This window comes from Thioalkalivibrio sp. AKL19 (assembly GCF_000420165.1).
Taxonomy (GTDB): Bacteria; Pseudomonadota; Gammaproteobacteria; order Ectothiorhodospirales; family Ectothiorhodospiraceae; genus Thioalkalivibrio.
In genome coordinates this window covers 442,376-466,017 of record NZ_ATUK01000010.1, presented here as the reverse complement: position 1 = coordinate 466,017, position 23,642 = coordinate 442,376, and the positions used below count along the sequence as shown (strand labels likewise).

Genomic DNA, 23,642 nt, shown 5'->3' with positions numbered 1-23,642 from the left:
GGCTCCTACAAAGTAGAACCCGTAGGAGCCTGCTTGCAGGCGAAGAGCTCAGTCGTACTGCCGGTCGCCGGCCAGGGCCGAGGCCAGGGTGCCGGTGATGCGGTCGAACAGGCGCTCGAACTCCAGCAGCCAGTAGCCGTTTGCCTCCTGGCGCGGCGTGTCCGGCAGGAAGCGCACATGGCGCCCGCCGGTGGCCTGCATGTGATCGATGAAGCGCTGGGCCCCGGCGTGTTCGCGGAAGCGGCAGCGGTAGGTGTGGCCGACGCGTCCCTCGCGCCGACTCTTGTCCACTGCGGTCGCCAGCCCGGACAGCAGGGCCGCGCCCAGTTCGCGCTCCACGGCGGCGCGCTCCGCGGGCGGGTGTTCGGCGAGGAAGATGGCCAGGCGGGTCAGACGGTTGGTGAAGTACTCCGGCGGCAGGTCCAGCAGCTGCTCGGAACACACGCGGATGTCGCTGATGCAGGAGCCCCCGGCCACGTACTTGGCACGGTGCTCGCCATCCGCGGTCTTCAGTACCAGGCCCTCGGCACCCTCGGCATCCAGTTGCCGGATCAGGCGGCCCAGGGCCTCGGTGTCTGCGGGCGTGAACCGTCCATGCAGCGGCGCCGGTGGCAGGTCATGGCGCTCCATCAGTGCAAACTTTTCGTCCTGCGGCACAAAGCCTGGCTGGCCGAGCCGCATCAGGTCGAACACGAACAAGCCGACGTCGTCCGCGACGCGCGGGGTGGAGCCCTCCAGATAGGGCGTGTCCGGTCCGGCGATCTCGGCACACAGCACCAGATCGGGTTCCGCCTCGAACACCGCGAGGTCCACGAAATCCGGCACCCGGTCGGTACTGAATGCACAGACAAACCCGCCCCGGCTGAAGGCGACGACCCGGCCTTCCCAGCGCAGGATGCGCACGTTGAAGCCGTCGATCTTCTCCTCCGCCCAGAACGGCTGATCGAACTGGCGCGGCAGGCCAGCCTCCAGCGACTGGATGCGCCCGATGGCCGGGTAGCCGGGGACCACCGAGCCATCCGGAAGCACCACGGAACCGCGCGGGTAGTGATTCACCGGTTCCAGCAGCCGGGCGTATTCCAGCCCGTCGAACGTCAGGGCCTCGGCCCGGTGGTTCGCGATGGCGTCCTGCAGGGTTTCGCCGTCGATCATGCGTTCTCCGGTTCCAGCGTCTTGCGCAGCCCCTGGATCTGGTCCTCCAGGGCCTCGGTGTGGCGGCGGGCCTTGTCGGCCTGGGTGACCAGGCGTCGCGCCATGCTGATGATGCGCAGCTGGCGTTCCATCTCGGTCATACTCAGCGACCCGAAGGTGCCCTCGCGCAGCAGGGCTGCCTTCAGTTCGGCATAGGCCGTCTCCACCGTGCTTACGGCCTCGGTGGCCGCCAGGTCTCTGCCGTTCTCGCTTTCCAGGTTGGCGAGATCCAGGGCGCGGATCGCTTGCTCCTGCCAGGCGCGGCGCTGTTCGCTGACGATCGGGCGCTCCTCGCCGGTCGAGTGGCGGCGAAGCTCGGCGATCTGGTCGGCCAGCACCGCAGTCTCGCGATGATAGCGGGCGATACGTACCGCCTCGGCGATGCCGTGCCCGACCGCCTCGGGCATCGGGTGGTTGGCCGTGCGGGCGGCGAAATCGCTGATGGCAGTGGTCAGTTGTTCCACGGCGGCGCGCCGTGCGTCCAGGGTGCCCGCGGCCGGCGGGTCCGGGCGCAGGGCCTCGCGCGCCATGGAGTGGCTGATGTCGGCCAGGCGCTCGGTTTCCTGCAACAACGACTGCAGCGCCAGATCGGGGACGCCCCCGCTGTGCTTGTCGAGAAAGCGCGGCTGGGCGATGTCTTCCTCCCGGGTACGGAAGCGCGTCTGCAGAAAGCGGATCATCGGCGGGGCGACCGGAACCATCAGCGCCACGCCCAGCAGGTTGAAGGCGGTGTGGAACAGGGCCAGCAGCACCGCCGGGGCCGGGGCCTCGCCGGTGCTGCCCCAGATCCAGGCGATCGCGGCCAGGAACCACGGCAGGATCAGCAGCGCGACAATCGCGGTCAGGCCGTTGAAGATCACGTGCGCGGCGGCCACGCGTTTGGCGTTCGGGGTGGCACCGATGACCACCAGCAGGGCCTTCACCGTGGTGCCGAGGTTGGCGCCGATCACTGCGGCGGCCGCGGCCTCCAGTGGCACCGCACCACTCATCGCGGCGGTCAGGGCCATCGCCATCGATGCCGACGAGCTCTGCATCAGTACGGTCAGCAGTGCGCCGATGCCAACCATGATCAACAGCCCGGCAAAGCCCGGCCGCGCCAGGGCGGAGAGGTCGAAGGTCGCGCTCAGGCCCTCGAAGGTCTCGCGCAGCACGTCGATCCCGAAGAACAACAGACCGAAGCCGGCCAGGGCCAGACCCAGGTAGCGCGGGCGCGCGGCCTTCATGAACAGGTAGAGCAGGGCGCCGATGCCGATGGCGGGCAGGGCGAAGGCCTCGATCCGGATGTTGAAGCCGATCAGGGCGACCAGCCAGCCGGTCATGGTGGTGCCGACATTGGAGCCGAAGATCACCCAGACCGACTGGCCGAGGGTCAAAAGCCCCGCGTTGGCGAAGCCAATGGTGGCGACGGTGACCGCGCTGGAGGACTGGACCAGGGCGGTCACGCCCATCCCGGAGGCGAGTGCGCGTGGGCGAGTCCGCGTCCACACGCCCAGGATGTGTTGCAGGGCCTTGCCGCCGGCGGTCTTCAGGCCGTCGGTCAGCAGCGTCATGCCGAGGAGGAACAGCCCGAGCCCGCCGAGGAAGCCGGCGATCAGGGCGTAGGTGCTGACGGCTTCGGCCTCCGGCATGCGAGCGGATTACAGCGTGATGGTCTCGCCAAAGGCCGGTACGTGGGCCTCGGCGCCCAGCTCGTCGCGCAGGCCGGCGGCCAGCGCCTCGCGTGCCTCCGGCTCGCCGTGAACCAGGTGGAACACCGGCTGATCGCGGAAGCCGCGTGCCCAGTCCAGTAGCTGAGTACGCCCGGCATGGGCGGAGAAGCCGCCCAGGGTGTGGACCTTCGCGTTCACCGCGACCTCGTCGCCCAGCAGCTTGACCCGCTCGGCGCCATCGACCAGCCGCCGCCCCAGCGTACCCGAGGCCTGGAAGCCGACGATGACCAGGTGCGCCTCGCGTCGCCACAGGTTGTACTTCATGTGATGACGGATGCGCCCGCCGTTGCACATGCCGGCCCCGGCGATGATGATCGCGCCGCCAGTGATGCGGTTGATCGCCATGGACTCCTCGACCGTGCGACAGACCTGCAGCCCGGGCAGGTAGCCAGCCGGGTCGCCGTTCGCGGCCTTGTGCAGGCGCTCCATGTCCTCGCTTTTCAGGGACTTGTGCAGCCGGGCGTAGAGCTCGGTCACCTTGATCGCCATCGGGCTGTCGAGGAATATCTTTTGCTGCGGCAGGCGCCCGGCGTGGTGCAGCATGCCCAGGTGGTAGAGGATCTCCTGGGTGCGCCCGACCGCGAAGGCCGGGATCATCACGTTGCCACCGCTGGCGGCGGCCTCCGCGAGGATCTTCGCGAATTCCTCGATGGTCTCGTCCATCGGCCGGTGGTCGCGATCGCCGTAGGTGCTCTCCAGCAGCACGTGATCCGCGTGTTCCATCCGCGCGGGTTCGTGCATCAGCACGGCGTCGGGGTTGCCGAGATCACCGGAGAAGACCAGGTGCCGGTCGCGCCCGCCGGACGGCACGATCAGGTCGACGATCGCGGAGCCGAGGATGTGCCCGGCGTCCCGGAAGGTCAGCCGGATGTCGCCGGCAATGGTTTGCGTGTCACCGTAGGGCACGGCCTTGCAGAGTCCCAGGGTGGTTGCGACGTCGTCGATGTCGTAGACCGGCTCGACCAGGGGCTTGTCCGCGCGCCGGCGCCACTTGTTCTCCCACTCGATGTCCTTGCTCATCACGAAGGCCGCGTCCTCGAGCATGATCTCGAGCAGTTCCTCGGTCCCCGGTGTGCAGTAGATCGGGCCGCGGTAGCCGTCGCGCACCAGCTTGGGCAGGAGCCCCGAGTGATCCAGGTGGCCGTGGGACAGGACGACGGCGTCGAGTTGACCGGCGAGTTCCGCGAGCGGTTCGCGGTTGGCCTCGTCGGCGTCATTGCCACCCTGGTGCAGGCCGCATTCCAGCAGGATGCGGGTGTCGTCGGTCTCGAGGAGATAGCGTGATCCGGTGACTTCGCCGGTCGCGCCCATGAAGGTAAGTTGTGCCATACCGCGAAGTGTACGCATGGGGCGGGATCGTTGCGCAACTGCGAGCGGGATCGTTGATCGGGATCAATTCCTCCGGCGCCCCGTGTTCCCGACGGTTGACCCGCCGTCGACGGCGGGCGAGGCTGAGAGCGGTCGACAGGGCCCGATAGAGGAGACGAAGGGATGCGGCTGATCAGCCCGGCCTTTCAGGATGGCGAGGCGATGCCGGTTGCAGCATCGGCCCGCGATGCGAACGAACTGCCGCCACTGGAGATCCGGGATGTGCCGGATGCGGTGCATAGCCTGGCGCTTGTCCTCGAGGATCTGGACTCGCCACTGGGCGAGGTGACGCACTGGCTGGTCTGGAACCTGCCGCCCGATACCCACCGGGTGGATGCCCTCCATCTGCCGAGCGAGGGACGGGTGGGTCTGGATGCCTTCGGCAAGGTCGGCTATCTGGGTCCGATTCCGCCGGAGGGTTGCCACCGTTATCGCTTCCGCCTGCTGGCCCTGGACGCCGAGCTGGATCTGGCGCCGGGTGCGACGCGCACCCAGTTCGATGCTGCGGCCGAGGGCCACGTGCTGGCCGAGGCCGACCTGACCGGGGCGTTGTGTGCCGCCACCCCGGATCCCGACGCGTCGAACTGACGCCCCACTCCCGAACGGAAACCCGGACGTTTTTGATGAGCCAGTACCGCCCGGAAGCCTTCTTCTCGACGGTGAATCCCACCGTGTTCACCGCCTCCGCGATCATGGTGGTGATGTTCGTTGCCTTCGGGGTGGCCTTGCCGTCCACCGCCAGCACGGTGTTCGACGGCATCCACGGGTTCATTACCGAATACCTCGGCTGGGGCTACCTGCTGGTGGTCACGTTCTTCCTCGGGTTCCTGGTCTGGCTGGGATTCAGCCGCTACGGCGCGATCCGGCTGGGGCAGCCGGATGACCGGCCGGAGTTCGGGTTCGCCGCCTGGTTCGCAATGCTGTTTTCCGCCGGCATGGGCATTGGGCTGGTGTTCTGGAGCGTGGCCGAGCCGGTCCTGCACTACCAGAACCCGCCGGCCGGTGATGGCGAGACCGCCGAGGCCGCGCGCCAGGCGATGGTCTACACCTTCTTCCACTGGGGGCTGCATGCCTGGGCGGTGTACGTGGTGCTGGGGCTGTCGGTGGCGTACTTCAGCTTTCGCCACCGCCTGCCGCTGACCATTCGCTCGATCTTCTACCCGTTGCTGGGGGATCGCATCTACGGCCCGATCGGGCACGTGATCGACATCCTCGCGGTGTTCGGCACACTGTTCGGGCTGGCCACCTCGCTGGGTTTCGGGGCGATGCAGCTCAACACCGGGCTCAACGTGCTCGTGGACATGCCGGTCTCGCACTGGTACCAGGTCGGCATCATCACCGCGATCACGGCGGTGGCCGTGCTGTCGGTGATCTCCGGGCTGGATCGCGGGCTCAAGTGGGTCAGCGTGTTCAACCTGGTGCTGGCGATCAGCTTCATGCTGTTCGTGCTGTTCGCCGGCCCGACGCTGTTCATCCTGCGTTTCCTGCTCGACTCCACCGGCGGCTACTTCCAGCAGCTGATCGAGCTGAGCCTGCATACCGACGCGATCGGCGGCTCCGAGTGGCAGAAGGACTGGACGATGTTCTATTGGGCCTGGTGGATCGCCTGGTCGCCGTTCGTGGGCATCTTCATCGCGCGCATCTCGCGCGGGCGCACCATCCGCGAGTTCATCGTCGGCGTGCTCGCGCTGCCCACGCTGTTCGTGTTCGCCTGGATGGCGATCTTCGGCGGCACCGCGCTGCACATGGAGCTGTTCGACGAGGGCGCGGGCATCGCCGCCGCGGTCGCCGAGGACACCACCGTGGCCCTCTACGCGACCCTGGCCCAGCTGCCGTGGACGACCTTTGCCTCCGGGATCGCCACGCTGCTGATCGCGACCTATTTCATCACCTCCTCGGCTTCGGGCACCTACGTGGTGGATGCGCTGATCTCGCGCGGGTCGAAGCACTCGCCGAAGCGCCAGCGCGTGATCTGGGGTATCACCGAGGGGGCGGTGGCCGCCACGCTGCTGATCGTCGGTGGCGAACGCGCGCTGGACAGCCTGCAGACCGGCTCGCTGACCGCCGGGCTGCCGGTCGCGATCATCCTGGTTTTCTGCTGCATTAGCCTGATGCGCGCGCTGGGCCGCGAATACCGCGTCGAGGGCGTGGAGCCACCCTGGCGTTGAAGGCTACGCGGGGCCGTCCGGGAGCGTGCGCAGCAGGTGTTCGATCTGCTCCGGCTTGATCCCGGCGATGCCCTTGATGGGCAGAGTGACGGCAAACCCATTGCCCGACTGGCTCAAATCCAGTTCCGTGTCCAGCCGCTCCAGTATGCGTCGGGCCAGCCCGGCCTCCAGGACCATCAGTAACACCTTGCGGCCGGACGAGTCTTTCAGGTCCATCACCGGGTTGCGCCGCAGCTGGGCAATACCCTGACCGTCCAGCAGGGTCAGTCCGGCGGCTCCGAGACGCTGAACCGTCTCGATGGCGCGATCGGCCTGACTGCGAGGGACTACGGCGACGAGCAGAACGAATTGCATGGCGAAGTCTCCGGCGTTCGGATCGTGTCAGGGCGTATGCGTCAGGTGGCCGACGAATTTCATGCCCTGCAGCGCGGCGGTATCCAGGGTAAAGGCAAGTCCGTTGTAGGGCTGAAACAAGTCCAGCTCCAGGTTCAGACGGCGGGCGATGCGTTCGGCCTGCTCGGTCTCCAGTTGCCATACACAGACCGATTCGTTGCCCTGGTAGGTCACGCCGAGGAAGGTCATGTGCTCGGGGAAGCCGAGGCCCGAGCCATGCAATACCGTGCCGTCCGCGCCGCCTTCTTCGTCGGCGATGGCCAGGGCCTGTTCTTCGCGGTCCTGGTCGATGATGGCCACCAGAAAGGTCTCCGCCATGAGGCGTCTCTCCCTGCTGCGGTTCGTGTCAATTACCGAGGTAGCGGCGCAGCACCCGCTGCCACTCGTCGGATTCCAGAATCTCGAGGATAGCCACGTTCATCGGGGCGCGCAGCGGCGAGCCCTGGGGCAGGGCCAGGGCATAGTCCTGGCGCAGGAACTCGACGGGTAGCACCTCCAGTTGACCGCCGAAGTGTTCGCGCACCTGGTAACGCAGCAGCGGCGCGTCATAGACCATCGCGTCGGCGCGCCCGTTGGCGACCGCGTCGAGGGCGGAGCTCAGGTCCGCGTGGTCGCGGTAGGCGAGGCCCTGGTCGTCCAGCCAGGCGGCGGCGCTGGAGCCGCCGATGGTGGCGATGCGCTGGCCCTCCAGGTCGGAGACATTCTGGATGCCGGTATCCAGCGAGCTGACGGTCAGGGTGGTGGCGATTGCGGCGGTGAAGGTGGACACCAGGATCAGGGCGGCGAACATCCAGACCAGCGCGATCGCGCGGCCGGGCAGGGTGCGCGGGGCCTTGTCGCCGTAGCCGACCGTGGTCATGGTGACGGCGGCCCACCAGAACGCCGAGCCGAGCCCCTGTGCGGAGCTGCCGCCGAACTCGTCGGCGTTGCGGTGACGCTCGAACAGCCACAGCAGTGCGCCGACCAGCAGGAGCAGGCCGGCGAGCGCGAGTATGACCATCAGGAATGGCACCGAGATGAATGCCCGCAGGGCGCCGGCGACCGGGTTGCCCTGCTGGGGCACGGCAATGGACAGCCCGGTGCTGTAGTACGGATGGGTGAAGTCGACGCGCTCGGCGCGTTCAGCGGTCGCGGTGAGGGCCGCGACCGAGACATCAATGCGGTCGTCTCCCAGGCCTGTGATCAATGCCTCGAGACTAACTTCCCGGTACCCGTAGTCCAGCTCCAGGCGTTCCGCTACCCGTTCCCAAAGCTCGATCGCGATGCCGGTCGGGGCCGCGTCACCCGCCTCCGGGGCGATCACGAACGGCGACACAAAGCGGGTGCCCACGCGCAGGGTGGAACCGAGGTCGGCGGCGCTGGCCCCCGTTTCCTGGGCCTGGGCGGCGGGGATCGCCAGCAAGGCGGCGAGCAACCAAAGGGCCGTGGCGAGCAGTGTGGAGGGGGCGATCAGGGAGCGGGGCATGCGAGCTTCCGGTGGGGGCTTGGTCGTACCATAACCGGTACGCTGTCACCGTGGCAGTCCGCGTTGCCGCGTCAGGAGAGAGCCCATGCGGGACCCGTTTGCCAACCGGATCGAGGCGCCATCCCGGTCGAACCCGGGCGGCACAGCGGATATCGGGTTCATGCTGGACTGGGCGAGTGACAAGGTCCGTCACCGCGAATGTCTGTTGTTGCCGAGGCTGTTGCCGGAGCGGGACCACTGGCCGGGTGATTTGGGCACAGCCCTGCACGCGCTGGGAGTGGGGGCGGTACACGAGGCCTCGCGGGCGTCAGCCGCGGTCCTGGTCCCGCCGGGGGCGGTGGGTCGGGTGCGGGAGCTCCCGGGGTCGGCGTTCAATCGTGGTCTGCGCAGGCATCGCCGGGTGGAGCCCCGTGCGGGTCGTTTTTACCCGAGGGCGTTCATTGCCGGCCATGCGGGCATCGAGGCCGGGGATCGCGAGCTGTTCCGGGTCGGGGCGCTGGAGGATGACCGCCTGGTGGCGGATCTGAACCATCCACTGGCGGACCATGAGCTGCGGTTGCAGGCGCGGGTCATGGCCCGCCACGCCCACGGGCGTGATGACGGCCGGTCGGTGGATGTGGCCCGGCTGCTAACGGCCCGGGGGCCCGGCATGCAGGCGCGCTGGCGCGGCCGGCCGACCGACTTCTGGGCCGACGGCGCGCTGGAACGCGAGGATCCGGACCCCGATGCGGCGTTCTATGCCGAACCCCGCCGGGTGCACCACCTGGACGCTACCGCGCGCGCCGAGATCGCCGCGCTGTATGGCGCCTGCATCCCGGCCGGTGCGCGGGTGCTCGACCTGATGAGCAGCTGGGAGTCGCATCTGGACCGGGTAGAGACGCCGGAAGCGGTGATCGGGCTGGGCATGAACGCGCAGGAGCTGGCGGACAACCCCCGCCTGGCGTCCGCTCATGTGCAGGACCTCAATGCGCGTCCCGAGTTGCCTTTTTCACCGCGGAGCTTCGACGCCGTGGTCTGTACCGCCTCGGTCGAGTATCTGACGCAGCCGGAGGCGGTGTTCCACGCGGTCCGCGAGGTGTTGAGTCCGGGTGGGGTGTTCATGGTGACGTTCTCCGACCGCTGCTTCCCGACCAAGGCGATCGCGGTCTGGGAACGCCTGTACGACTTCGAGCGCATGGGGCTGGTGCTGGACCTGTTCCTGCGCGCCGGTTTCATGGATCTCGCGACCTTTTCCCTGCGCGGTCTGCCGCGGCCGGCGGATGATCCGTATGCCGGGCGGCTGGAGTATGCGGACCCGGTGTTTGCGGTGTGGGGTTGTCGACGGGAGTGAGCGGCGGCTCTTTGCCGGTGGCGGCCCGGGCGGGGGCTTCGCGGGCAAGCCCGCTCCCACAATGGCAGGACTCGCCGTGTGGGGGCAGCCTGTCGGAGGAAAGCCGGACCGGACGCGGTTCTCAGGCTGGGCAGGCTTGGCCCCACGAAGAACGTTTTAACCGGTAAACTGCGCGATGATCCCGGGAAACGCCGATTCATCGGCGTTTCCCGGCGGCACAAGGAGGTGCCGCCGCAATCGACCACCGCAGGTGGTCGATTGTGAAACAAGCTGCGAACCGCGTTTGCAGTGCAGCGTGCGCTGAGAAAGCCAGGATGGCTTTATTCAGCGCTTCCTTGAAAAGTTGCCCGCGCCGCGGGCCGGACCATTGGGGAGCGCATGGCCGCAAGCAAGGCCAAATCCGGAGGCAAGGGCGCCAAGGGCGGCAAGGCAACAGAGCCGGTTGCCCCGCCGAGCCTGAGCGGGCAGTTGCTGCGCGGGCTACGCGAGGGCGCGCTGCTGATCTTCGGCATGCTGGCGCTCTACCTGCTGGTGGCGCTGGCCAGCTATCACCCCGGGGATGCCGCGTGGTCGACCACGGGTGACGGCGAGGGCCTGCGCAACCTTGGTGGCACCACCGGGGCCTGGTTCGCGGATATCGCCTTTCACCTGCTGGGTTATCTGGCCTACCTGATCCCGCTGGCGGTCGCGGGTATTGGCTGGTGGCTGTTCCGGCATCGCCGCGAGGCCCAGATCGCCAGCCCAATGGAGCTCACCGTACGCGGTCTGGCACTGATCGTGGCGCTGATCGCCGGTTCCGCGCTGGCGGCATTGCACCTGATGCCAGGCGGGATGCCGGTGCATGCCGGCGGCATCCTGGGGGACCTGTTCGGCGGCTGGGCAGTGGCCGGGCTCAGCCTGGTGGGCGGGACACTGGTCCTGCTGGCGCTGTTCCTGGCCGGGGTGACCCTGTTCACCGGGTTGTCCTGGTTCCTGCTGATGGATCGCCTCGGCCAGCTGGCCGTGCGTGGCTGGGAGCGTGCGCGTGCAATGATCGACTCCGCCCGCGACCGTCGCATTGGCGCCCGCGAGCGCGCGGAGCGCGAGACCCGGGTGGAGAAGGAGCGCAAGCGCACCGAGAAGCGGCCGCCCTCGCGGGTGGAACCGCGCATCGAGACGCCGCCGCCCAGCCCGCGGGTGCAGAAAGAGAAACAGGTTCCGCTGTTCACCGAGGGCGCGGGTGCGGATCCCCGCCCGCCGCTGTCCCTGCTGGACGAGGCGCCGCCGCCGCCCGACGGATTCTCCGAGGAGTCGTTGCAGGCGCTCTCCCGCCTGGTGGAACTGAAGCTGAAGGACTTCGGCGTGGAGGTCGAGGTGGTCGCGGTGCAGCCGGGGCCGGTGATCACCCGCTTCGAATTGCAGCCGGCCGCTGGGGTCAAGGCCTCGCGCATCTCCGGGCTGTCCACCGATCTCGCGCGCTCGCTGTCGGTGATGGCGGTGCGCATCGTCGAGGTGATCCCGGGCAAGTCCACGGTGGGGCTGGAGATCCCGAACGAGAATCGCGAGATCGTGGCCCTGTCCGAGATCCTGCGTTCGGATCTGTTCGACTCGAACAAGTCGCCGCTGACCATGGCGCTGGGCAAGGACATCGGCGGCGGGCCGGTGATGGCGGATCTGGCGAAGATGCCGCACCTGCTGGTGGCCGGTACGACGGGTTCCGGGAAATCCGTGGGCGTCAACGCGATGCTGTTGTCGCTCTTGTACAAGTCCACGCCGGACGATGTGCGCCTGATCCTGATCGACCCGAAGATGCTGGAGCTTTCGGTCTACGAAGGCATCCCGCATCTGCTGTGCCCGGTGGTCACCGACATGAAGGACGCCTCCAACGCTCTGCGCTGGGCGGTGGCCGAGATGGAACGGCGCTACAAGCTGATGTCGGCGATGGGCGTTCGCAACATCGGTGGCTTCAACAAGAAGGTGCGTGATGCCCAGGCCGCTGGCGAGCCGCTGAAGGACCCGTTGTTCAAGCCGGAGGAGGCGATCACCGAGACCGAGGCGCCGGAGCTGGAGCCACTGCCGTTCATCGTGATCGTGGTCGACGAATTCGCCGACATGATGATGGTGGTCGGCAAGAAGGTGGAGGAGCTGATCGCGCGCCTGGCGCAGAAGGCCCGCGCCGCCGGCATCCACCTGATCCTGGCGACACAGCGCCCGTCGGTGGACGTGATCACCGGCCTGATCAAGGCCAACATCCCCAGCCGCATCGCCTTCCAGGTCTCCTCGCGCGTGGACTCGCGCACCATCCTTGACCAGATGGGCGCGGAACACCTGCTGGGGCATGGCGACATGCTCTACCTGCCGCCCGGCAAGGCGATGCCCGAGCGCGTGCACGGGGCCTTCGTCGGCGACAACGAGGTGCATCAGGTGGTCGAGTACCTGAAGTCCACCGGCGAGCCGGACTACAACGAGGCCATCCTCGACGAGCCCGAGGCGGGCGCGGCCAGCATCCCCGGGCTGGAGTCGCCGGACGGGGGCGAGAGCGAATCGGACCCGCTGTACGACCAGGCCGTGCAGGTGGTAATCGAGTCGCGCAAGGCCTCGATCTCGTTTGTCCAGCGCCGGCTCAAGATCGGCTACAACCGGGCCGCGCGCATGGTCGAGGACATGGAGGCCGCCGGCCTGGTCAGCCCGGTGCAGTCGAACGGCAACCGCGAGGTCCTGGTACCCGGCCCGAACGACTGAGCGCCCCGAACTAGAGGGCATGGATGGTGTCCATGTCCCTGACCGCGTGACGCGGTTCGCCATCCCTGAACAACACATTCACGCCCGGTTAAGCGACCGGGCGCAGGATGCTTGCAACGATCCAAACGGAGTTCGCATGAAGCCTCGCTCTCCTTCGCGCCTGCTGCTGGCCCTCGTGGCCGCGGTTTTCCTGTTTGCCGGGCCGGGGTCGGCCGCCGAACCCGCCGCGGATGCCCGCGGCGCGCTGGATCGCTTTGTCTCCGGTCTGGAGACCTTCTCCGCCGTCTTCACCCAGACCGTTCGCGATGAAACCGGCTACGTGCTGCAGGAGTCCGATGGCCGCATGCAGCTGGGTATGCCCAACCGGCTTCACTGGGAGGTCACCGAGCCGTTCCCGCAGACCATCGTCTCCGATGGGCAGGACCTGTGGATGTACGACCCCGACCTGTCGCAGGCCACGGTGCGCCCGCTGGGGGATGCCTTCGACGCCACGCCGATCGCCGCGATCACACAGCCGGAGCGCCTGGACGAGCACTTCCGCATGTCGCTTCGCCCGGTGCCGGACGGCGACGCCCTGCGCCTGGTGCTGGTGCCGCGCAACGAACAGGCCGACTTCACCAGTCTGGATCTGGATCTGACCGCGGATGGCGACCTGACCCGCATGGCCTTCCGCGACATCTTCGGCCAGGAGACCGTGATCCTCTTCCACGAGACCGAACGCAACGCCGAGCTCGACCCGGGCGTGTTCACCTTCGACCCGCCGGCCGGGACCGACATCTATCGGCCTTGAGCGAGGTCCGCTCGCGGGTTATTTGCCACAAAGCGCACAGAGGCCACGGAGAAAATCACCAAGCTTTCAGGTGCGTAGGATGCGTTTCGCTTTGCTCAACGCATCCTGCACATGGGCTGTGATACCCCCTTGGGTTGTCTCCGTGCCCTCCGTGGTTCAATAGTCCTTCTTCGTACCTTCGCGCACTTCGTGGTGAACAGGGCCTTTTCGCCCGAGGGGTTACAATCGGCGTATGAGTGATTCCCCCGAAGGCGACCTGTTCGGCCCGGATGCGGGCATGGCAACGCCCGAGCCCGAGCCCGCGCCGGCCGTGGTAACGCCGGATCCGACCGCGCCGCTGGCCGAGCGCATGCGTCCGGCGCGGCTCGACGAGATGGTCGGCCAGGACCACCTGGTCGGCGCGGATGCCGCCCTGCGCCAGGCGATTGAGCAGGGTCAGACCCCGTCGATGATCCTCTGGGGCCCGCCCGGCTGCGGCAAGACGACGCTGGCGCGGCTGGTGGCGGCGGCTGGAGCCCAGCGCCTGGTCACGCTGTCCGCCGTGCTGGCCGGGGTCAAGGACGTCCGTGCGGTCGTCGAAGCCGCGAAGACCCGCCGCCGCAACGGTGTCGGGACGCTGCTGTTCATTGACGAGATCCACCGCTTCAACAAGGGCCAGCAGGACGCCCTGCTGCCGCACATTGAGGACGGTACGCTGACCTTCGTCGGCGCGACCACCGAGAACCCGTCGTTCGCACTCAACAGTGCGCTGCTGTCGCGTGCGCGGGTCTACCGCATGGAGGCGGTCGGCGCGGAGGCCATCGAGGCCCTCATCGACCGCGCCCTCGACGACCCCGAGCGCGGTCTGGGCGGGCGCGGCCTGACGCTGGATCCGGAGGAGCGCCAGCGCCTCGCGCGCGCCGCCGATGGCGATGCCCGGCGTGCCCTGAACTGGCTGGAGACCGCTTCGGACCTGGCCCGCGATGGCGCCATCACCGGCGATGCCCTGCGCGCGGTGATGGGGGCGCAGTCGCTGGCCTTCGATCGCCAGGGTGATGCCTTCTACGACCAGATCTCCGCCCTGCACAAATCCGTGCGCGGGTCCGATCCGAACGCGGCGGTGTACTGGCTTACCCGGATGCTGGATGCCGGCTGCGACCCGGACTACCTCGGTCGCCGCCTGCTGCGCATGGCCTACGAGGACATTGGCCTGGCCGCAGTCGGGCTGGGTGCGCGGGTGCTGGCCGCCTGGCAGACCATGGAGCGCCTGGGCCGGCCGGAGGGCGATCTGGCGCTGGTGCAGGCAGTGATCGAACTGGCGGCCGCGCCCAAGAGCAACAGCGCCTACGCCGCCCTGAACGAGGCGCGTTCGGCGATCCGCGACACCGGCAGCGCGGGCGTGCCGCTGCATCTGCGCAACGCGCCGACCGAGTTGATGCGCGAGGAGGGCTTCGGCGCGGGCTACCGCTACGATCACGATGAACCGGATGGGTTCGCGCGCGGTCAGGTGTACCTGCCGGAAGGCCTCGAGGACGCGCGCTTCTACAGCCCGCGTCGGGATGGTACCGAGCGCGCGCTGGCCGAGCGCCTGGACCGGCTGCGCGGCAACGCCAGTGAAGGCCCCGGCGACGGGGCTAACGGGGCGCCATGAGGATTCGACATCACAAGAGCTGGCTGACGGTTGCGGCGATCCTGTTCGGGGTCTCGCTGGCGTGGATTCTGTTGACCACCGAGTGGCCCAGTCTTGGCTTCCCGCTGGGCGAACTGGAGGCCTGGCTGCTTGGCTGGGGCCCTGGGGCCTACCTGGTATTCGTGCTGGCGTTTGTCGTGCTGGCCCTGTTCCCGCTGCCCAGCACCTTCTGGATCCTGCTGGGCGGGGCCTTGTTTGGACCATTCACCGGTGGCGCCCTGAGTCTGCTGGCCGCGACCCTGGCGGCGATCATCGCCTTCATGCTGGCGCGCACCTGGTTGGAGCCCTGGCTGGCCCCGCGTATGGGGCCGCGCAGCCATCGGCTGCGCAAGGACGTGGAGGCCGAGGGCTGGCGGGTGGTCGCCCTGACCCGACTGGTGCCGGTGTTTCCGTTCGCGCCGACCAACTATGCCCTGGGACTGGTGCGCCTGCCGCTGCCCGTGTTTGCACTGACGACGGTGGTGGCGCTGATCCCGGGCCTGTTTGCCTATGCCTGGCTGGGGCATGCCACCCGCGAGGTGGCCAGTGGTGCCGACAGCGGGGTGCAACTGGGTCTGGCGCTGCTCGCGGTGCTCGCATTGCTGCTGTTGCTGCCGCGCCTGGTGCGGCGCATCTGGCTGGGACAGAAGATGCTGCGCTCGGACTCAGACCCAGGCGAGCAACACCCCGAGGCCCAGGGCGAAGAACAGCAGGGCCGCGAGCGCACGTAGCAGCCGCAGCGGCAGGTGGCAGGCGAAGCGCTGTCCCAGCCATACGACCGGTGCATTGGCCAGGACCATGCCGATGGTCGAGCCGATCACGACCAGGATCAGACTGTCGAAGGTCGCGGCCAGCGCTGCGGTGGCCACCTGCGTCTTGTCGCCCATCTCGACCAGGAAGAACAGCACCGTGGTGGTCCAGAACACGCCGTGTTTCGAGGGGGCTGGCAGTTCGTCCTCGCTATCCGGCACCAGCACCCAGGCGGCCATGACGATGAACCCGAGCCCCAGCCCCCAGCGCAGCCACTCGTCCGGCACGCTTGCGCCGATCCAGACCCCGGCCAGCGCGGCGAGGAAGTGATTGGCCAGGGTCGCCACCACGATGCCCCAGATGATGGGCCAGACCTGCTGGTAGCGGCAGATCAGGAGTAGCGCGAGGAGCTGGGTCTTGTCGCCCATCTCGGCGATGGCGACGATGACGGTGGAGACGAGCAGGGCTTCCATGATGGTCTTCCGGACCGGGCGGCTACTGCGGACCGCGGTGGTGAGGCCAGGGGGTTCCCGGGCCTGCCGCGTCGCGCCCCCTGAAGCAGGCGAAAGTGTAGAAGGCGGTCCCGTTGCCGGCAAGAACGGGCTGCGCCCTGGCCGGGCCTTGGGTAGGATGCGCGCGATGAAAGCATTCGTACGCTGGGTCGATCGCACACCGCTGTGGCTGTTTGCGCTGCTGGTGGCCACGCTGGGTCTGGCCCCCTGGATCCCCGAGCCGCATGTCGCGGAGAAGCTGCGCTGGCTGCTCGCCGGCGAGCTGACCCGGGTGCTAGACATCCTCGACCTGGTCATGCATGCCATCCCCTGGCTGCTGATGGCCTTCAAGCTCTACCGGACCAGTGTGACGGCGAGGGGCATGCCCTGATCCGAGTGTTTCCCCGCGGCTTGTGGGAAATCGACGCCGGCGGTGCCTGCCGCTACGGTTGCAGCACGTTTCAAGCACTCAGGAGAACACCATGCGCTTTATTGTTGCTGTCACCGCCGGTACCGACGACCCCACCCGTGCGACGCTCGGCATGATCGCCGCCAACGTGGCCAAGCAGCAGGGCCATGACGTGACCGTCTGGCTGCAGGGCGAGGCCGTGAACATCGCCAACCGCAATGTCTACGACAAGATCGTCGGCCATAACATGCCGGCGATGAAGGACATCGTCGATTCACTGGTCAGCGAAGGCGTCCCGTTCTGGGCCTGCGAGGCCTGCGCCAAGGGCCGCGACGTCGGCGAACACAACTTCCTGCCGAACGCCGAGATGGCCGGCATGGGCCAGTACGTCCAGGCCGTCGCCGACTTCGACCGCTCCATGAGCTTCTGATCGTTCATCGTTGCTCGCGGGCGGGGGTGTGATCCCCGCCCGTTTGTTTTAGGGGATCCTTGTGTCCATGCCGCCGCCTCGCGGCAAACGGCTGCACTCCGATTTCCAACCCTCCTGTCCCATGGTTGTGCGGGTAGACTCCCCTTCTTGGCGCCCCCTGTGGAAGGTCGTACAGGGAACTTGTGGCGTGTCTGGATGGCCCACGGTTGGAGTTTCCTTCGGTGATCACGTGCCATGAAACATCCATCCCCGCGGCGTTCACGCCGATCCTTCCTGCGTTGGATGGCCGGGTCCGCGGTAGCGGCCGGGGCCGGGTGGCCCCTTGTCGGTGGGACCGCCGAGGGGCGTGAGCCGCAGCGCAAGCCGATCCCGTCTTCCGGGGAGGAGATCCCGGTGATCGGGATGGGGACGTGGATTACCTTCAACGTGCCGGAGGATCCGGAAGCGCTGGCGGTGCGTACCCGGATCCTGGATACCTTTGTCCGCCGTGGCGGCGGGATGATCGACTCCTCGCCGATGTATGGGCGCGCGGAGGCGGTGGTCGGTCACGGCCTGCGCGAGCTGGCCCATCCCGAGGGTGTGTTCTCGGCGACCAAGATCTGGACGCGCAGCACCTCGACCGGCCGCGACCAGCATGCGGAGTCGCGGGATCTGTGGGGTGTCGACACCCTGGACCTGCAGCAGGTGCACAACCTGCAGAACTGGGAGGCACACCTGGAAACCCTGCGCGCGCGCCATGAGGCGGGGGAGGTTCGCTATATCGGTGTGACCACCTCGCACGGGCGCCGCCACGACGATCTGGAGCGCATCCTGCGGCGCGAGGACCTGGACTTCGTGCAGCTGACCTACAACATCCTGGATCGCGAAGCGGAACAGCGCCTGTTGCCGCTGGCGCGGGAACGCGGGGTGGCGGTGATCGCGAACCGCCCGTTTCGGCGCAAGGCGCTGATCAACCAGTTCGAGGGGCATCCGCTGCCGCAATGGGCGGTGGAGATCGAATGCGAGAACTGGCCGCAGTTCCTGCTCAAGTTCATCGTCTCGCACCCGGACGTGACCTGCGCGATCCCCGCGACCTCGGTGGTGGCGCACATGGAGGAGAACATGGGCGCGCTGTACGGCCCCATGCCGGACGCGGGGATGCGCAGCCGCATGGTCGCGTACGTGCAGGACCTGTAGGGTTGGCCTCCAAATCCTTGCGCCCGGGGAGCCGACATGCTGCCGTTTGAGGCCTCGACCTGGCTGGCGATCCTGGGCCAGTACAACACCGCGATCTGGCCCCTGCACGGGATCGGAGCACTGCTCGCGCTGGCGGCCCTGGGGCTGGTGGTTCCGGGCTCGCGTGCGGCCGGCCGTGTCATTGGCCTGTTGTTGGGCGTGCTGTGGATCTGGACCGGGGTGGCCTTCTTCGGCGGTTCGCTGGCGCCGTTCCACTTCGCCTCCGAGTGGCTGGCCGGGGTCTTCGTGGCCCAGGGTCTGATGCTGGTGTTCGCGCTGACCCTGATGGGCCAGGCCCGCTTCGGCTGGTCCGGCGGGCTCGCGGGTAGCGCCGCGGTCTTGATGATCGTCTACGCGCTGGTGGGCTATCCCTCGCTGGATCTCGCGCTGACCGGCACGTCCTGGACGCAGTTGCAATATGTCGGCGTGGCCCCGGGACCGGTGATGCTGCTGACCCTGGGGATGCTTTTGCTGGTGCCGTCGCGTCCGCCCCTGGTGCTGGCGATCATCCCGCTGCTGTGGGCGCTGGTCACCGGCTACATGGCCTGGGGCCTTGGCCAGTGGCTGGAATTCCTGCCGGCCGCCCTCGGCGTGGGGGCGTTCGTGCTCCTGCTGCTACGGCGCTTTGGCCGCACGGAGCGGGCAGGCTTGCGCCCGGGGGGCTGACCGGGGTCATCACCGGTTGGCCCTCGGGCGGGTTCGGTTTAGGCTCGCGTCTTCTCGATAGTGAGGAGGCTGTCATGTCCATCGAAGTGATTCATCGCCCGGACCACGACCATCTGGAACGCCTGGGGGTGTTCGACTGGCCGGTCTGGGAGAAGGAGGTCTCGACCTTCCCCTGGCACTACGACGAGCGCGAGATCTGCTACATCCTGGAAGGCCAGGTCACGGTGACCCCGGACGGCGGCGAGCCGGTCACGGTCGGCGAGGGCGACCTCGTCACCTTCCCCGAGGGCATGGACTGCACCTGGGAGATCCACCGCGACATCCGCAAGCACTACCGCTTTGGGTGAAATGACTCTGGCCTGCGCTTGGGCCGGGGTCCCTGCGAGATCGCCACGTCGCTGCGCTCCTCGCGATGACGACGAGTCTGAGTGCTGTGGATGAGGGACGCGGCGCATGGCCCGTTGAAGGGTTGTCGCCAACAGGTCAGCGGGCGAGCCAGTGGGTGTTGAGGGGGGTGTGGAAGGTCTCCTCGACGCGGCGGAGGTAGTAGAGCATGTCGACGGGCAGGTTGATGCCGTCGTGCATCTGTAGCGGGTAGAGGTCGGCGGCGATCACGCAATCGGCGATCGACGGCTGCCCGAGGTAGAAGCGGTTGGCGGCCAGGTGCTTGGCGAGTTCCGGCAGGTGACTCAGCTTGGCGAGCTGGTTGTAGCCGTCGTAGCGGTCGTTGGCGAGTTCCTCCAGCGACAGGCCGAAGCGGTGCTGCACATGCGCCTTGAAGTCGGCCAGGGCCTCGGCACTCTCGCCGATGCCGTGAAAGCCCGGTGCCAGCGGGGCGTAGAGCCGGTCCAGCACGATCTCCACCTTGGCGCGCCAGTCCACCAGGGCTTGCCAGGCGTCCTCGGCGATGACGCCGTCAGAGAGTGGCTCGCCGGTCGGGAACAGGTGGTCGATATCGCGCAATGCGGTGACCGTGTCGGTGTGCAGCGTAGCGTCGTCGGTTTGCAGGATCGGGGACTGGCGGGCTACGCCCAGTTCGAAGAAGGTCTCGTCGTCGAACCAGTCGAGTGCGACGGTTTCCAGCTCCGCACCCTTGTAGCCGCAGGCCAGGCGCAGGCGGTCGGCCTTCGCGTCGTGCGGGAAGTGGTAGAGCGTGGCCACGCGGTTATTGTCCTCGAGGGCTATGCCCGCGCTGGGCGTGGCTCAGAATGAAGTCCCACTGGTCCTGGGTGATGGGCATCACCGACAACCGGTTGCCGCGGCGTACCAGCGGGCAGTCTTCGAGCTGTGGCTGCTGTTTCAGCCAGTCGAGCGTGATGATGTCGCCGAATTTTTCTTCGAAGGCGACGTCCACGCGCAGCCAGCGCGGGTTGTCCGGGTCGCTCTTTGGGTCGTAGTGCGGGTCTTCGGGGTCGAAGGCGCAGGCGTCCGGGTAGGCCTCTTTCTCGATGCGCAGGATGCCGACGATGCCCGGGGGCTTGGCGTTGGAGTGGTAGAAGAAGGCGAGATCGCCCTTCTTCATCTCGTCGCGCATCATGTTGCGCACCTGGTAGTTGCGGATGCCGTCCCACGGCTCCACGCCGACACGCTCCAGGTCGTCGATGCTGAACTCGTCGGGCTCGGACTTCATCAGCCAGTAGGCCATGCGGGCTCCTCGTGCCAAGTGAGGGGTGGGGTCAGGTGTGCGTATTGTGCCGCGCGCGGTCCGGGAGCGCATGCCAGCCATCTTCCGTGACGACGCCATCCAGCGGGACGTCCCAGGGCTGTGTGGGCAGTGCCGGGACGCCCTGCAGCGAGTGGGCCACGCCGATCAGTTTCGGCCGGCGGATGCCGAAGCGGCGCCGGGCGAAGTAGCGATCGTAGTAACCCGCACCCATGCCCATGCGGTTGCCGGCGGTGTCAAAGGCGACCAGCGGCATCAGCACCACCTGCATCTCGCGGCGCCAGATGCGCGGGGCGTCCGGGCAGGGTTCGGCGATGCCGAAGCCGTTGTGGCACAGCGCATCGCCCGGGACCCAGGTGTGGAAGTGCATGCGCCCGGGGCGCTTGTCATCCATCACCGGCAGGGCAATGCGGGTGCCGCGTCCGGCCAGGGCGACCGTGAGGGGTGTCAGGTCGACCTCGCCGCGCAGGCCGCGATAGGCGCCCACGCAGCGCGGCTGCCAGCGCTCGAACCAGCGCAGCAGGTGCTCGCAGATGGCGGCGGAATGCTGGTCAAGCTGGGCGTCCGACAGCGCGGCGCGCGCGCGGCGCAGGCGCAGGCGCAAGGCGCGCAGATCGTCGGGCGATAGCGAATCGTGAACGGAGTTGGTTTCCGCTGGCATAAGGGGATCGGTATGGAAAGACGGGGATCAAAAAGAAGTGGACGCGCCCCGCGGGCGCCGGCGTGACCTTTGACCTTGAACCTGAGGTTCAGGTGGGAGAAGTCTCCGAATCTTTAGGCTTTCCGCTCGAAGACGGACCTGCACAGCGAAACGGAAGTACTCGGTCCCGTGGTGAAGAATTAAGGCTCAAGGGTACCACCGGGCCACAATCGAACGCCGCAGTAACGCGTCCGGTTTCATTATGGACCAATCCCCCGGGGGTGCGCGCAACCCCCGTCACAGTAGGGGATCCACGCGGACATGAATGCTTCAGCACTGCTCCCAGGGCAGGCCGTGGTAGCGCCAGCCGCCGCGGGTGGAACGCCGGTGGTGCTCGTCCAGCGGCCCCTCGAAGCCTTCCTCCACCGAGAAGACGTTCTCGATCCCGGCATCTACCAGGGCCTGGCCGGCATCCAGCGTGCGCTTGCCGCTGCGGCAGATCAGGTACAGGGCGGGGGCCTCTGCGCTGTGATCGCTGACGCCGCCTAGCAGCAGCTTGCGGACCTGGGGCACGAACTGCGGGTTCACGGTCCAGTCGGGTTCGTCGATCCACGGGATATGGACCGAGCCGGTCGGGTGGCCGACGAACAGGTATTCCATGGTCGAGCGGACGTCGATCAGCAGGTCGCGCGGGCGCGCCTGTAACCGCTCGTAGGTCTCCACCGGCGAGATGCGTTTCGGGGTCGGGCGGGGGGTGTCGGTGGTCATCGTGTTTTCCTGGGGGCGGGCGCCGGTCCTTGGCACCCGGTGTGGTTACATTACGAAGTCGAGGCGTTCCTGGACCCGGTCGATCCCGGCCTGGGCGCATTCCTCGTCGAGGTCGCCGCCCGGGGCGCCGGATACGCCGACCGCACCGAGCATGCTGCCGGCCGCTTCGATTGGCAGGCCACCCGCCAGCATGATGATGCCATCCACGTGGTTCATCTCCATGCGGATGTCTTCGCGGTTGTCGCGGAAGTTGGCGGAGGTGGTGCCGGACATGGTCACGGCCCGGGCCTTGTCGCCGGCAATCTGGATGGTCTGCACGCCGGCCATGCGATCGCGCAGGACCACCTGGTCGTTGCCGGCCCGGTCGACCACGACGACTGAGGTCTGGTAGCCCATCTCGCGGCAGGCCTCGACGGCGCCCATGGCGATATCGTTGGCCAGTTCGAGCGTCATGAACCGCTGCGTGTAAACGTCATCGGCTTGCGCGCTGCTGGCCAGGCCCAGGCACAGGGCCGCGACCGTGCCGGTGGCGAGGCGGGTCAGGGAGTTCGTCATGGGTTCCTCCTTTCTGGTTATGGGTGCTGCACGCCGATCATGGCAGATAGGGGACGTGCTTGCCGAGCGCGCCATTCCGCTCGCCGCCGACCGGCCGCCGGGTGGGGGAACAGGCGACAGCCGTCGCGGCCGCGGCTACACTACGCGCATGTCGGGAAACAGCTTTGGGCGACTGTTCGTCGTCAGTACCTTTGGTGAGAGTCACGGGCCGGCCCTGGGCGCGGTGGTGGACGGCTGTCCGCCCGGTCTGGAGCTTTGCGAGGCGGATCTGCAGTTCGACCTCGATCGCCGCCGGCCGGGGCAGTCGCGCCACACCACCCAGCGCCGCGAGCCGGACCAGGTGCGCATCCTCTCAGGGGTATTCGAGGGGCGCACGACCGGCACGCCGATCGGGCTGCTGATCGAGAACGTGGATCAGCGCTCCAAGGACTACAGCGAGATCAAGGATCGCTTCCGTCCGGGGCACGCGGACTACACCTATCATCAGAAATACGGCGTGCGCGACTATCGCGGCGGCGGTCGCAGCTCCGCGCGCGAGACCGCGCTGCGCGTGGCGGCCGGCGGCATCGCCCGGCGGTATCTCGAGCAGCGCTACGGCATCACCATCCGTGGCTGGCTGTCGCAGCTGGGCCCGATCGAGCTGGAAGCGAAGCAGCCGGAGATCGCGAACGACAACCCGTTCTTCTCCCCGGATCCGGACAAGGTGCCGGAGCTGGAGGAGTACATGGACGCCCTGCGCAAGTCGGGCGATTCCATCGGCGCGCGGGTCACCGTCGAGGCCACCGGCGTGCCCGCCGGCTGGGGCGAGCCGGTATTCGATCGCCTGGATGCCGAGCTGGCGCATGCGCTGATGAGCATCAACGCGGTGAAGGGCGTGGAGATCGGCGCGGGCTTCGAGTCCGTGACCCAGCGCGGCACCGAGCACCGCGACGAGATCACCCCCGAGGGCTTCCTCTCCAACCATGCCGGCGGCGTGCTGGGCGGCATCAGTACCGGCCAGGCGGTGCGCGCCAGCATCGCCATGAAGCCGACCTCCAGCATCCGCCTGCCCGGGCGCAGCATCAACACCGCGGGCGAGCCGGTGGAGGTGGTCACCAAGGGGCGGCACGACCCCTGCGTAGGGATCCGCGCGACCCCGATCGCCGAGGCGATGATGGCGCTGGTGCTGATGGACCACGCCCTGCGCCACCGGGCGCAGAACGCCGACGTGACGGACACCGGCCTGGCGCTGCGCGACTATCCCGACGAATGACGCGGCCATGCGGCCGTGTG

At 67.9% G+C, this 23,642-nt stretch carries 25 protein-coding genes and 1 other RNA gene; 13 read left to right on the top strand and 13 right to left on the bottom strand.

Annotated elements, in window-relative coordinates:
* Window positions 1-48: 48 nt before the first annotated feature.
* Genes F817_RS0104065 through F817_RS0104055 form a run of 3 tightly spaced genes read right to left on the bottom strand, consistent with a single transcriptional unit; the run spans window position 49 to window position 4,229 of the window.
* Window positions 49-1,152 carry an RNA ligase gene (locus tag F817_RS0104065; RefSeq protein ID WP_024326457.1) on the bottom strand — a complete coding sequence of 368 codons (1,104 nt, stop codon included), beginning with the start codon at window positions 1,150-1,152 and terminating at the stop codon, window positions 49-51.
* Entirely contained in the window at window positions 1,149-2,819 is a 1,671-nt protein-coding gene (locus F817_RS0104060) for a Na/Pi cotransporter family protein (protein ID WP_019568846.1), read from the bottom strand. The genes F817_RS0104065 and F817_RS0104060 overlap by 4 nt, the downstream gene beginning before the upstream one ends.
* Before the next feature lie 9 nt (window positions 2,820-2,828).
* The gene (locus tag F817_RS0104055) at window positions 2,829-4,229 is read right to left on the bottom strand and encodes an MBL fold metallo-hydrolase RNA specificity domain-containing protein (RefSeq protein WP_024326456.1); all 1,401 of its coding nucleotides are present in this window, start codon (window positions 4,227-4,229) and stop codon (window positions 2,829-2,831) included.
* A gap of 201 nt (window positions 4,230-4,430) precedes the next feature.
* On the opposite strand from F817_RS0104055, the gene F817_RS0104050 reads away from it, so the two are divergent.
* Both F817_RS0104050 and F817_RS0104045 read left to right on the top strand, forming a co-directional pair.
* Window positions 4,431-4,856 (top strand): YbhB/YbcL family Raf kinase inhibitor-like protein, encoded by a 426-nt coding sequence (locus F817_RS0104050; protein ID WP_024326455.1) that lies wholly within the window; start codon window positions 4,431-4,433, stop codon window positions 4,854-4,856.
* Between the two features lie 35 nt (window positions 4,857-4,891).
* The gene (locus F817_RS0104045) at window positions 4,892-6,436 is read left to right on the top strand and encodes a BCCT family transporter (RefSeq protein ID WP_024326454.1); all 1,545 of its coding nucleotides are present in this window, start codon (window positions 4,892-4,894) and stop codon (window positions 6,434-6,436) included.
* Between the two features lie 3 nt (window positions 6,437-6,439).
* Here the strand turns inward: F817_RS0104045 and F817_RS0104040 are convergent, their stop codons facing one another.
* The 3 genes from F817_RS0104040 to F817_RS0104030 are packed head-to-tail and all read right to left on the bottom strand — an operon-like array spanning window position 6,440 to window position 8,294.
* The gene (locus F817_RS0104040) at window positions 6,440-6,790 is read right to left on the bottom strand and encodes a hypothetical protein (protein ID WP_024326453.1); all 351 of its coding nucleotides are present in this window, start codon (window positions 6,788-6,790) and stop codon (window positions 6,440-6,442) included.
* A 27-nt stretch (window positions 6,791-6,817) separates the two neighbouring features.
* Window positions 6,818-7,147 (bottom strand): hypothetical protein, encoded by a 330-nt coding sequence (locus tag F817_RS0104035; protein WP_024326452.1) that lies wholly within the window; start codon window positions 7,145-7,147, stop codon window positions 6,818-6,820.
* Window positions 7,148-7,175: 28 nt separating this feature from the next.
* Window positions 7,176-8,294 carry a transporter substrate-binding domain-containing protein gene (locus F817_RS0104030; protein ID WP_024326451.1) on the bottom strand — a complete coding sequence of 373 codons (1,119 nt, stop codon included), beginning with the start codon at window positions 8,292-8,294 and terminating at the stop codon, window positions 7,176-7,178.
* An 85-nt stretch (window positions 8,295-8,379) separates the two neighbouring features.
* On the opposite strand from F817_RS0104030, the gene F817_RS0104025 reads away from it, so the two are divergent.
* From F817_RS0104025 to F817_RS0104005, 5 genes are all read left to right on the top strand, one after another.
* On the top strand, window positions 8,380-9,624 hold the full coding sequence (locus F817_RS0104025) for a class I SAM-dependent methyltransferase (protein ID WP_024326450.1): 1,245 nt from the start codon (window positions 8,380-8,382) through the stop codon (window positions 9,622-9,624).
* A gap of 378 nt (window positions 9,625-10,002) precedes the next feature.
* Window positions 10,003-12,345 carry a DNA translocase FtsK gene (locus tag F817_RS0104020; protein WP_024326449.1) on the top strand — a complete coding sequence of 781 codons (2,343 nt, stop codon included), beginning with the start codon at window positions 10,003-10,005 and terminating at the stop codon, window positions 12,343-12,345.
* Window positions 12,346-12,481: 136 nt separating this feature from the next.
* A complete protein-coding gene (gene lolA, locus F817_RS0104015) occupies window positions 12,482-13,135 on the top strand; it encodes an outer membrane lipoprotein chaperone LolA (RefSeq protein ID WP_024326448.1) in 654 nt (217 codons plus the stop codon).
* Between the two features lie 232 nt (window positions 13,136-13,367).
* Window positions 13,368-14,765, top strand: coding sequence for a replication-associated recombination protein A (locus tag F817_RS0104010; RefSeq protein WP_024326447.1), 1,398 nt, complete (start codon window positions 13,368-13,370; stop codon window positions 14,763-14,765).
* Complete coding sequence (locus tag F817_RS0104005; protein WP_024326446.1) at window positions 14,762-15,514, top strand: TVP38/TMEM64 family protein; 753 nt, start codon at window positions 14,762-14,764, stop codon at window positions 15,512-15,514. The genes F817_RS0104010 and F817_RS0104005 overlap by 4 nt, the downstream gene beginning before the upstream one ends.
* Here the strand turns inward: F817_RS0104005 and F817_RS0104000 are convergent.
* Window positions 15,449-16,006: a TMEM165/GDT1 family protein gene (locus tag F817_RS0104000; protein WP_024326445.1), complete on the bottom strand. Its 558-nt coding sequence runs from the start codon at window positions 16,004-16,006 to the stop codon at window positions 15,449-15,451. The two genes, F817_RS0104005 and F817_RS0104000, sit on opposite strands and share 66 nt — an antisense overlap.
* A 166-nt stretch (window positions 16,007-16,172) precedes the next feature.
* Here F817_RS0104000 and F817_RS0103995 point away from each other — a divergent pair, with 166 nt between their 5' ends.
* The 5 genes from F817_RS0103995 to F817_RS0103975 all read left to right on the top strand — a co-directional run bounded on the left by F817_RS0103995 (window position 16,173) and on the right by F817_RS0103975 (window position 19,091).
* Window positions 16,173-16,415, top strand: a complete 243-nt coding sequence (locus tag F817_RS0103995) for a hypothetical protein (RefSeq protein ID WP_024326444.1) — start codon at window positions 16,173-16,175, stop codon at window positions 16,413-16,415.
* A gap of 91 nt (window positions 16,416-16,506) precedes the next feature.
* Window positions 16,507-16,863 carry a DsrE family protein gene (locus F817_RS0103990; protein ID WP_018167932.1) on the top strand — a complete coding sequence of 119 codons (357 nt, stop codon included), beginning with the start codon at window positions 16,507-16,509 and terminating at the stop codon, window positions 16,861-16,863.
* A 234-nt stretch (window positions 16,864-17,097) separates the two neighbouring features.
* On the top strand, window positions 17,098-18,039 hold the full coding sequence (locus tag F817_RS0103985; RefSeq protein ID WP_196801206.1) for an aldo/keto reductase: 942 nt from the start codon (window positions 17,098-17,100) through the stop codon (window positions 18,037-18,039).
* Between the two features lie 36 nt (window positions 18,040-18,075).
* Window positions 18,076-18,744 (top strand): DUF6064 family protein, encoded by a 669-nt coding sequence (locus tag F817_RS0103980; RefSeq protein ID WP_024326442.1) that lies wholly within the window; start codon window positions 18,076-18,078, stop codon window positions 18,742-18,744.
* Window positions 18,745-18,818: 74 nt separating this feature from the next.
* Complete coding sequence (locus F817_RS0103975) at window positions 18,819-19,091, top strand: cupin domain-containing protein (RefSeq protein ID WP_024326441.1); 273 nt, start codon at window positions 18,819-18,821, stop codon at window positions 19,089-19,091.
* Between the two features lie 136 nt (window positions 19,092-19,227).
* Here F817_RS0103975 and F817_RS0103970 read toward each other — a convergent pair whose 3' ends face one another.
* The 6 genes from F817_RS0103970 to F817_RS0103950 all read right to left on the bottom strand — a co-directional run bounded on the left by F817_RS0103970 (window position 19,228) and on the right by F817_RS0103950 (window position 22,370).
* Window positions 19,228-19,905, bottom strand: a complete 678-nt coding sequence (locus F817_RS0103970) for a glutathione S-transferase family protein (RefSeq protein WP_024326440.1) — start codon at window positions 19,903-19,905, stop codon at window positions 19,228-19,230.
* 4 nt (window positions 19,906-19,909) lie between these two features.
* Complete coding sequence (locus tag F817_RS0103965; RefSeq protein ID WP_024326439.1) at window positions 19,910-20,389, bottom strand: EVE domain-containing protein; 480 nt, start codon at window positions 20,387-20,389, stop codon at window positions 19,910-19,912.
* Between the two features lie 31 nt (window positions 20,390-20,420).
* Window positions 20,421-21,068, bottom strand: coding sequence for a 5-formyltetrahydrofolate cyclo-ligase (locus F817_RS0103960; RefSeq protein ID WP_024326438.1), 648 nt, complete (start codon window positions 21,066-21,068; stop codon window positions 20,421-20,423).
* Between the two features lie 42 nt (window positions 21,069-21,110).
* Window positions 21,111-21,296: non-coding RNA, 6S RNA (ssrS, locus tag F817_RS14060), on the bottom strand.
* Between the two features lie 81 nt (window positions 21,297-21,377).
* Window positions 21,378-21,815: a rhodanese-like domain-containing protein gene (locus F817_RS0103955; RefSeq protein WP_024326437.1), complete on the bottom strand. Its 438-nt coding sequence runs from the start codon at window positions 21,813-21,815 to the stop codon at window positions 21,378-21,380.
* A 45-nt stretch (window positions 21,816-21,860) separates the two neighbouring features.
* Window positions 21,861-22,370 carry a heme-binding protein gene (locus F817_RS0103950; RefSeq protein ID WP_024326436.1) on the bottom strand — a complete coding sequence of 170 codons (510 nt, stop codon included), beginning with the start codon at window positions 22,368-22,370 and terminating at the stop codon, window positions 21,861-21,863.
* Window positions 22,371-22,518: 148 nt separating this feature from the next.
* Here F817_RS0103950 and aroC point away from each other — a divergent pair, with 148 nt between their 5' ends.
* The gene (gene aroC, locus F817_RS0103945) at window positions 22,519-23,622 is read left to right on the top strand and encodes a chorismate synthase (RefSeq protein ID WP_024326435.1); all 1,104 of its coding nucleotides are present in this window, start codon (window positions 22,519-22,521) and stop codon (window positions 23,620-23,622) included.
* Window positions 23,623-23,642: the final 20 nt, after the last annotated feature.